Source organism: Actinomadura sp. (genome assembly GCF_044508335.1).
In the GTDB taxonomy this organism is placed as follows: domain Bacteria; phylum Actinomycetota; class Actinomycetes; order Streptosporangiales; family Streptosporangiaceae; genus Spirillospora.
Genome location: NZ_JBIQHY010000185.1, coordinates 1 through 8,764, shown reverse-complemented (window position 1 = coordinate 8,764; position 8,764 = coordinate 1). Strand labels below are relative to the sequence as shown.

General features: G+C 68.8%; 10 protein-coding genes. 3 read left to right on the top strand and 7 right to left on the bottom strand.

Annotated features, from left to right (window positions below):
* Positions 1 to 690: 690 nt before the first annotated feature.
* Genes ACIWVC_RS33375 through ACIWVC_RS33345 form a run of 7 tightly spaced genes read right to left on the bottom strand, consistent with a single transcriptional unit; the run spans position 691 to position 5,800 of the window.
* Positions 691 to 1,224 carry a hypothetical protein gene (locus tag ACIWVC_RS33375; RefSeq protein WP_396455070.1) on the bottom strand — a complete coding sequence of 178 codons (534 nt, stop codon included), beginning with the start codon at positions 1,222 to 1,224 and terminating at the stop codon, positions 691 to 693.
* Positions 1,221 to 1,595 (bottom strand): helix-turn-helix transcriptional regulator, encoded by a 375-nt coding sequence (locus tag ACIWVC_RS33370; RefSeq protein WP_131953741.1) that lies wholly within the window; start codon positions 1,593 to 1,595, stop codon positions 1,221 to 1,223. The genes ACIWVC_RS33375 and ACIWVC_RS33370 overlap by 4 nt, the downstream gene beginning before the upstream one ends.
* A 58-nt stretch (positions 1,596 to 1,653) precedes the next feature.
* Positions 1,654 to 2,880: a TetR/AcrR family transcriptional regulator gene (locus ACIWVC_RS33365; RefSeq protein ID WP_396455072.1), complete on the bottom strand. Its 1,227-nt coding sequence runs from the start codon at positions 2,878 to 2,880 to the stop codon at positions 1,654 to 1,656.
* 23 nt (positions 2,881 to 2,903) lie between these two features.
* On the bottom strand, positions 2,904 to 3,728 hold the full coding sequence (locus ACIWVC_RS33360) for an SDR family NAD(P)-dependent oxidoreductase (protein WP_396455069.1): 825 nt from the start codon (positions 3,726 to 3,728) through the stop codon (positions 2,904 to 2,906).
* A 20-nt stretch (positions 3,729 to 3,748) separates the two neighbouring features.
* Complete coding sequence (locus tag ACIWVC_RS33355; RefSeq protein ID WP_396453070.1) at positions 3,749 to 4,162, bottom strand: MaoC family dehydratase; 414 nt, start codon at positions 4,160 to 4,162, stop codon at positions 3,749 to 3,751.
* Positions 4,159 to 4,611, bottom strand: coding sequence for a MaoC family dehydratase N-terminal domain-containing protein (locus ACIWVC_RS33350; protein WP_089327876.1), 453 nt, complete (start codon positions 4,609 to 4,611; stop codon positions 4,159 to 4,161). The genes ACIWVC_RS33355 and ACIWVC_RS33350 overlap by 4 nt, the downstream gene beginning before the upstream one ends.
* A gap of 1 nt (position 4,612) precedes the next feature.
* Positions 4,613 to 5,800: a lipid-transfer protein gene (locus tag ACIWVC_RS33345; protein ID WP_396453072.1), complete on the bottom strand. Its 1,188-nt coding sequence runs from the start codon at positions 5,798 to 5,800 to the stop codon at positions 4,613 to 4,615.
* 140 nt (positions 5,801 to 5,940) lie between these two features.
* Here ACIWVC_RS33345 and ACIWVC_RS33340 point away from each other — a divergent pair, with 140 nt between their 5' ends.
* The 3 genes from ACIWVC_RS33340 to ACIWVC_RS33330 all read left to right on the top strand — a co-directional run bounded on the left by ACIWVC_RS33340 (position 5,941) and on the right by ACIWVC_RS33330 (position 8,712).
* The gene (locus ACIWVC_RS33340) at positions 5,941 to 6,891 is read left to right on the top strand and encodes an NAD(P)H-dependent flavin oxidoreductase (protein WP_396453074.1); all 951 of its coding nucleotides are present in this window, start codon (positions 5,941 to 5,943) and stop codon (positions 6,889 to 6,891) included.
* Positions 6,804 to 7,211 (top strand): hypothetical protein, encoded by a 408-nt coding sequence (locus ACIWVC_RS33335; RefSeq protein ID WP_396455071.1) that lies wholly within the window; start codon positions 6,804 to 6,806, stop codon positions 7,209 to 7,211. The genes ACIWVC_RS33340 and ACIWVC_RS33335 overlap by 88 nt, the downstream gene beginning before the upstream one ends.
* A 91-nt stretch (positions 7,212 to 7,302) precedes the next feature.
* Positions 7,303 to 8,712 (top strand): tannase/feruloyl esterase family alpha/beta hydrolase, encoded by a 1,410-nt coding sequence (locus ACIWVC_RS33330; protein ID WP_396453076.1) that lies wholly within the window; start codon positions 7,303 to 7,305, stop codon positions 8,710 to 8,712.
* Positions 8,713 to 8,764: the final 52 nt, after the last annotated feature.

Here is an 8,764-nt window from a genome sequence, read left to right as displayed (position 1 = left end):
CCGCGTGCGCCGGGGTTTTCGCGTTCGAACTAGCGTACTACTCCGCGGCGGCACTTTCGATTCACATAGCTGGACCCGGAAATTCGCCACAATCCCGCTATGGATAGCTCACAAACCCGACGTCAACCGAACGCCATTCTCGAATCATATTCGGGAATCCATCATGGCGAAGATGATCAAAGGGGTCCTGCTGAGAGCCTGCGGGGCAGGGAGTGAATCAGGTTGGCGGCACGACCGGCAACCACCAAACGTTCCTTAGGTCGACCCCATGCTGCAGCCTCATCCAGTTCGGATGCGCCCGGCCGGATTGGCCTCACAACGGCATCCGGCAGCCATTGTGCGCCCGTACCAAATGGCTCGGCAGCCAGGATCCGAGGCCAGGACGTCATGGCTGGGGCGACAGCCATCGTTGAGGAGCGGCCAGACGGCGGCACCGAGCCCGCGCGGCAGACAACGCCGAGTGAGGACTCGGGCTGGACGTGTTCGAAGAATCGCAGTTGTCCGCCGGGCCTCGGTACACCGAGCATCTCGGTGAGCGCGGCGTCGAGGTCGGGGAACCACTTGGCCCCCAGCAAGATCACTTTTCACGCCTGGAGAGACATCTCCACAGACCGGGGCCCAGATGGGTCCCGAACGTCACTGGCCTCCTTGCAATGACTGCGACGCCTGTGGGACGTCGGCGCGTCTCGCTTATGGGCATGCGGCGCTAAGTCCGCAGGCCTCGGTTGCTGCAGGAGCGGTTGCACTCGAGACGGAGAGGAATTGGCGGAGGTACGAGGAAGGTCCTCCGTGGGAGAGGTAGTCACTGAGTTGCCGGCTGCGGGCGGTCAGGGCTTGGAGGACGAAGTCGAGGGCGGCTTGGAGCTGGAGCGAGTTGGCGGTTTCGCCGCGCCAAATCCACAGGCGGGTTTCGGTGCCGTCCGGGTGGGAGGGGCACAGTTCGCTTCCCTCGGCCCGGATGGTCGGCGAGGCGGTGATCTGGTGTTCCAGTGCCTGGTCCCAGGTAGAGATGGTTCGCGGCGTGATCTTCAGGGCGATGCCGAGCTGGTCGGCGAATGGGCGGACGGTGTCGATGGCCCGGTCGAGCACGGTGAGCGTCTCATCGCAGGAGCCGCATGAGGCCTCTTCTCCCATTGCCACAGTCCAATAGTCGACGACCAGGGGTGTTCTGGGGGCGGAGCCGGCGGCGTCGGATGCCGTGGCGGCGTGCGCGGTGGTGGTCACGAGGTTCCTTCCTTCTGGTCGTTGGCCGACGGGGCGCAGGAGGCGCTTGTGGTGAAGTCGTCGCGGGCGCGTTCGAGCGCGTCGGCGATGCCGCGCAGTGTCTCGGCGAGTGGGTCGAATTGGATCTCGTAGAGGACGCTCCGCCCGGTCTTGGTCGCCCGTAGGACGCCTGCAGCCCGTAGAAGGGCGAGGTGTCGGGAGACGACGGACAGGTCTACGTCGAGGCATTCGGCGAGTTCCGAGACTGAGCAGGCGCGGCAGCGCTCGGCGAGCAGATCCACCAGGCGGACACGCGTGGGGTCGCCCAGAGCGCGGAAGAGCTGGTGGCCCAGCACCGCACCAAGATCGCCCGTCGACTCAGGGTTGTTCACTTGCACAAGTATGCAAATATTAGCCTTGTGTGGCAAGCAGGAGCGTTTGTGGGTTTCGTCAGGCGATACCCGGTAGCGACGGGGTCAGGAGAGCGCGTCCCAGGGCGGCGAGATCGTCGTCGAGGTGGGGGCGTCGGCGCAGGTGTTGGATGCGGGCCAGGTCGTTGACGATGGCGAGGACGGCCTGGGTGATCACGCGGGCTTCGGGTTCGGTGAGGTCGGGTGTCTCGGTGGTGAGCAGTTGGACCCATTCGCCGACGTAGTCGTGTTGCAGGCGGCGGATTGTGCGTCGTTGGTCGTGGGGTAGGTGGACGACCTCGGTGATCAGTGCGCCGGTGAGGTGGCTGGAGGTCAGGGTCAGGTCGATGTAGGACCGGAGAAGTCGGGTGAGTGCCTGGCCGGGGGTGGACGCGGTGGCGAAGATGCGGCCGGCGTCCATGTGCAGGGCGTCGGCGGCGCGGGTGAGGGCCGCGACGAGGAGTTCGGACTTGGCGGTCACGTGGTTGTAGATGCCGGCGCCGCTGATGCCGGCGGCGGCGCCTATGTCCTCCATGCTGACGGCCTGGTAGCCGTGTTCGCCGAACAGGCGGGCGGCGGCGTCGAGGACGGATTCTCTGCGGGACGCGCGGGAGAGCCCGGTGTTGGTCTCGGTGTTGGGGCGGTCGGGCCTCTCCTGGGAGTCGGGGAGCGCGGTGTGGATCACGGCACCTCCGAGTTGCCGCAGGAGGGCGTGGAAGCGAGCGCGGGGAAGTTGGGCGCTGTGGTGGGAGGGGCTGGCGAAGACGGCGAACAGTGCCCAGGTCAGCAGGTCGGCGTCGGCTGTGGTGAGGCCGGGTCTGGCTGCTTGGATGACCGGGGCGGTGTTCTCGGCGACGCCGCGGAAGCGGTGGCGTAGCCGGTCGCGGTCGGCGTCGGGAAGGTTCCGGGATTCGCGTTGCCAGAGGACTCCCAGGTCGCGGCGGTCCAGCGTGAGGGAGGCCATGACGTCCAGGAGGGTGTCGATGTCTCCTGGTGCGGTGTCGCGGACGGCGGTCTCGAACGCGGAGAGGCCGTCGTCGACGGTGCGGGCGAGCAGTTCCTGCTTGTTGCGGAAGTGGCGGTAGAGGGCCCCGGCCGTGATGCCGACCGCGCCGGCGATCTGGTCCATCGTGACGGTGTGGTAGCCGTGCTGGTGGAACAGGTCGGCGGCGGCGGTCACGATCTGCGCCTTGCGGTCGCGTGGGCGCCTGCCGCGTGCCGGATGCGTGCTCGTCCGGGTCATCGCGGTCTTGTCCTCGGTCGGCATCACGTGGGGAATGTTAGGTCCGTTCAGGAGTAGCCGCCGCCGCAGACGACGACCTGGCCGCTGATGTAGTCCGACTCTGGCAGGCACAGCAGGTAGACCGCTCCGGCGGCTTCCTCGGGGGTGCCGGCCCGGCCGAGCGGGATCATCTGCTCCATGGCGGTGAGCAGGCCGGGGTTGACGCCGACCTTGATCTGGCGTCCTTGCACGTCGATGGTGGAGTCGCTGTCAGCGGCGGCTTCGGTGAGGCGGGTGCGGATGAGGCCGTAGGCGACGGCGTTGACGTTGACCGCGTAGCGGCCCCATTCCTTGGCGAGGGTCTTGGTGAGGCCGACGATGCCGGCCTTGGCGGCGCTGTAGTTGGCCTGGCCGGCGTTGCCGCCGAGCCCGGCGATCGAGGAGATGTTGACGATCTTGCGGTGGACGCGCAGGCCGCCGGCTTGTTCGGCCTTGGCGCGGGCGCCGATGACCGGCTGGACGGCGCGCAGGATGCGGAACGGCGCCTTGAGGTGGACGTCCAGGATCGCGTCCCACTGTTCGTCGGTCATCTTCTGGATGACGCTGTCCCAGGTGTAGCCGGCGTTGTTGATCACGATGTCGACGCCGCCGTAGGTGTCGACGGCTGTCGCGACGAACCGGTCGGCGAAGTCTTCGTCGGTGACGCTGCCGACGCAGGCGACGGCCTCGCCGCCGGCGGCTTTGATCGTCGTCAAGGTCTCCTCGGCCGGTTCGGGGTCGAGATCGTTGATGACGACGCGGGCGCCGTGGCTTGCGAGTTTGAGGGCGATGGCGCGGCCGATGCCGCGGCCGGAGCCGGAGACCAGGGCGATCTTGCCGTCGAGTGTTCCCACGGGAGTCCTTTCCGGTGCTGTCATGCCAGTGCGATGAGGGCTTGGCCGCGCAGCGAGATGGTGCCGTCGTTCAGTGCCACTTGGAGGTCGAGGCGGGCGCGGCGTTCTCCGTCGCCGTCCTCGATCGCGGTGACCTGGCCTGTGCAGATCGGCTCGGCGTGTAGCGGGATGATGGAGGTGAAGCGGACGCTGTAGGAGCGGATGCGATCCTGAGTGACCCAGCCGGTCAGGAGCCGGCCGAGGTAGGCCATGGAGAGCATGCCCTGCGCGAAGACGTCGTCGAGCCCGGCGTTGCGGGCGGCGTCGATGTCGATGTGGATGGGGTTGTGGTCGCCTGATGCGCCCGCGTACAGGGCCAGCGTCGTCCGGCTGATCTTCGGTAGCCGCAGGGGCGGCAGTTCGTCGCCCTCGTGCAGGTCGGTGAGGGGGGTCATGCTTCCGCCTTCTCCTGCTGGACGACGATGACGTTGCTCAGGTCGGCGATCGGCCGGCCGGCTCTGGTGACATGGGTCTGGCGGACGAGGAACCGCAGCGCGCCGCCCTTGCGCTCGTAGTCGTCGGTGATGCGGGATTCGAAGGTCAGGCTGTCGCCGGCGTGGCAGAGCGCGTGGTAGGTGAAGCTCTGCTCGCCGTGCAGGACCCGGTCGAGGTTGATTCCGGCCTCGGTCAGGAAGGCGAAGGGGTCCGGCCGGTCCATCTCCAGGCAGAACAGGAAGGTCGGGGGAACGGGCAGGTCGCGGTGGCCGGCGCCGCGGGCGGCGTCGAGGTCGGTGTAGACGGGGTCGGTTTCCCCGATGGCCTTGGCGAACAGCCGCAGCCGTCCGCGCTCTACATCGACGGTCGACGGCGGCGTGGACAAGCCGATCGCTGGTGATCCGGCCATCTCAGCAGGTCCTCTCGTAGAGGGTGACCACGGCGGCGCCGCCGAGCCCGATGTTGTGCTGGAGAGCCAGCCGGGCGTCCTCGACCTGCCGGGCGTCGGCCTGGCCGCGCAGCTGCCAGACCAGCTCGGCGCACTGCGCGAGGCCCGTGGCGCCGAGGGGGTGTCCCTTGGACAGCAGCCCGCCGGACGGGTTGGTGACGACCTTCCCGCCGTAGGTGTTGTCGCCGTCCAGGACGAACTTCTCCGCAGTCCCCTCGGGGGTGAGCCCGAGCGCCTCGTAGCTGATCAGCTCGTTGGTGGTGAAGCAGTCGTGCAGCTCCACCACGTCGATGTCGTCGGGCCCTACGCCGGCATCGGCGTAGACGCGCTCGGCCGCGGCCCGGCTCATGTCGTAGCCGACGACCTTCATCATGTCTCCGGCGTCGAAGGTGGACGCGGTGTCGGTGGTGAGCGCCTGGGCGCGGATGGCGACGGAGGCGTCCAGGCCGTGCCGCCGCGCGAAGTCGGTGCTGCAGACCACCGCGGCCGCCGCGCCGCAGGTGGGCGGGCAGCACTGCAGGCGGGTCAGCGGCCCGTAGATGCGCGGGGACGCCAGCACCTCCTCCTCGGTCAGCGCCGTCCGGAACACCGCGTAGGGGTTCGCGGCGGCGTGGCGCCGCGCCTTGACCGAGATCCTGGCGAACGTCTCGGGGGCGGTGCCGTGCGCGTCGGCGTAGGCCTGGCCGGCGCCGCCGAACAACTGCGCGGCGACCGGTGCGTGCGCGTCCGCTCCCTGGATCTGCGCCATCGCCGTCTCGGAGCGTTCGAGGGGGTCGGGGCGGTCGTCCCAGACGCTGGCGAGGGCGCCCGGGCGCATCTGCTCGAAGCCGACGGCCAGCACGCAGTCCACCTCGCCGCTCTGGACGGCCTGGCGGGCCAGCCACAGCGCAGAGGAGCCGGTGGAGCAGTTGTTGTTGACGTTGACGATGGGGATGCCGGTCTGCCCGAGGCTGTACAGGGCCGCCTGGCCGCAGGTGGAGTCGCCGTAGACGTAACCGGCGTAGGCCTGCTGCACCTGGCGGTAGTCGAGGCCCGCGTCCGCCAGCGCGACGCGGGCGGCTTGCTCGGCGAGCACCGTGTAGGGGGTGCCCGCACTGGGCTTGGAGAACGGGGTCATCCCGACCCCGGCGATCTGAACGAAACGGTCCACGCAGAACCTCCGCACTGGTGTCGTGCTGCTTACTCTTGCCAACGGAGGTTAATCCATATTTACTTACGCCACCAAGTGCCCACTACAGACGCATGCTGCGATCTCAGGATCCACCATCGAATCTTCACTCTGGAGGGGTGATGGCGCTGCCTTCCCGGCTCGACCGCCTAGCGCTCCCACTCGTGGCCGCCCCGATGACCGACGTGTCGGGGCCCGACCTGGTGACCGCGGCGTGCCGCAACGGCGTGGTGGGCTCCTTCCCCACCCACAACGCGCGGACGCCGTCCGAGCTCGACGGCTGGCTGGAGCAGATCACCGCCGGCCTGGCCGACCTGGAGGACGAGGCCGCACCGTTCGCCGCGAACCTGGTCGTGCACCGCTCGAACCAGCGGCTCGCGGGGGACGTCGCCTCCCTGATCCGCCATGAGGTGCCCCTGGTCATCACCAGCGTCGGGTCGCCCGCTCCCGTCCTGGCCCCGCTGCAGGACGCGGGCTGCCTGGTCTTCGCCGACGTCGCGAGCATGCGGCACGTCCAACGCGCGATCGACGCCGGCGTGGACGGCCTGGTGCTGCTGACAGCGGGCGCCGGCGGCCAGACGGGCTGGGCCAACCCGCTGTCGTTCGTCCGGGCCGTCCGCGGCCAGTTCGACGGGCCCATCGTCCTAGCCGGAGGCGTGTCGGACGGCGTCGCCCTGTGGGCCGCCCAGGCCCTGGGCGCCGATCTGGCCTATATGGGCACCAAGTTCATCGCGACCACCGAGAGCCTCGCCGACGACGCCTTCCGCCAGGCACTGGTCGAATCGTCCCTGGACGACGTCACCCTCACCACCGCCCTGAGCGGTCTACCGGCCAACTTCCTGGACGGATGGTTGAAGAAGGCGACGGCGGACGCCCCGCCGCAGGGCACCGACGGGTTCGCGCAGCAACGGCTCCTCAACCAGCGCAACGTATGGAGCGCCGGCAGATGGTCGGCTACGTCGACGCCGACCGGGACGCCGAGGCGATGCAGGACGGCTGGGTACGGTCCGGCGACATCGGCTACATCGACGACGCCGGCTACGTCTTCATCGTCGACCGCAAGAAGGACATGATCGTCACCGGCGGCTTCAACGTCTTCCCCCGCCAGATCGAGGACGTTCTGATCACCCACCCCGCCGTCGCCCAGTGCGCCGTCATCGGCGTCCCGGACCCGCGTTGGGGCGAGGCGGTCAAGGCGCTCGTGGTCGTCCGGCCGGGCACCCCGGTCGAACCCGACGAGCTCATCGCCCTGGTCAAGGAGCACAAGGGAAGCGTCTGGGCGCCCAAGAGCGTCGACTTCATCGACTCCCTGCCCACCAACCCCGCTGGCAAGATCGACAAGAAGTCGCTGCGGGCACCGTACTGGTCCGGCCGCAGCCGCCAGGTCAACTGACCACACACCCTCCCCGCGACGCCCTCACCCATTTCCGACCGCAGCAGAGCGGTCCTCTGCTGCACCCCCGGCGGAAGGACACCCACCCCACATGAGACGCGTAAGCCTGCCCAAAACCAGACCGACACTCCTGATCGTCGGCACCCTCATGGCCGTACTGATGACGGCCACCGCCGCCCAGGCCCTCACCGGCAGAACACCGGCCAGAGCCGGCACCACCACACCGACGGCGGCGGCCGTCCCCTGCCAGCAGCTCACCGGCCTGGACCTCACTGCCCTGCCCGACGCCCCCACAAGGATCATCTCCGCGACGCACGTCGCCGCCACCGCCGACAAGCCCGCCTACTGCCAGGTCAAGGGCTATGTCTCACCCCAGATCCAGTTCGAACTCCGGCTCCCCGAGCAGGGCTGGACCGGACGCTACGTGCAGCTCGGCTGCGGAGGCTTCTGCGGATTCGCCGCCCCCGACAACCCCAACCACTTCCTCCCCGGCGGATGCGCGCCCCCCGACGACGGGCGCGTCGTCCTCGGCGCCAGCAACGGCGGCCACATCGGCGTCGACTCGCGAGACGCCCTCTGGGCCCACTCGGACCCGCAGCTGCGAATCGACATGGCCTACCGGTCCGAGCACGTCACCGCGCTCGTCGCCAAGGCGGTCACCAAGGCCTACTACGGGCAGGCGCCCCAGTACTCCTACTTCGCCGGTTGCTCCAACGGCGGCCGGCAGGCGCTGATGGAGGCCCAGCGCTACCCCGACGACTTCGACGGCATCATCGCCGGCGCCCCCGGCAACAACCTCGTCGCACTGGCCGGCGAGTTCTTCCCCTGGATCGCCACCGTCAACACCGACGACAAGGGCCGCCAGATCCTCGGCCCGGACAAGCTGCCGCTCCTGCAGAGCAAGGTCATGCAGGCCTGCGACGCCACCGACGGGCTCACCGACGGCCTCATCAACAACCCGCGCAACTGCGACTTCGATCCCGGCACGCTGCGCTGCCCCACCGCCTCGCCCCAACCGACCTGCCTGACCAGAGACCAGGTCGACGTGGTCCGCAAGATCTACCAGGGGCCGGTCGACGCCAAGGGCCGACGGCGGTTCCCGGCCGGACTCGCCAAGGGAACCGAAGCCGCCTGGCTCGGCTACGTGATCGCACCCCAAGGCCAGACCGGCGGCCTGGAGGCCCTCGGCTACAACTACCTCAAATACTTCGCGTCCTGGAACAACCCACCCGCGTCCTACACCCTCAAGGACCACCGCTTCGACCTGCGCACCTTCAAGAAACTGCGCGAGATGAGCGGCATCTACGACTCCACCGACCCCGACCTCACCCGCTTCCGCGACCGCGGCGGCAAGCTCATCATGTGGCACGGCTGGGCCGACCCCGCCATCCCGACCGAGAGCACCCTGGCCTACCACCACGCCCTCACCCAGCGGATGGGCGGCCCCAAGGCCACCGGACGGTTCGCCCGAACCTTCCTGTTCCCCGGCGTCTACCACTGAGCTGATTCCAACCTGAGCGTGCAGGTCACGGGCTTGTTGCAGGCGGCGCATA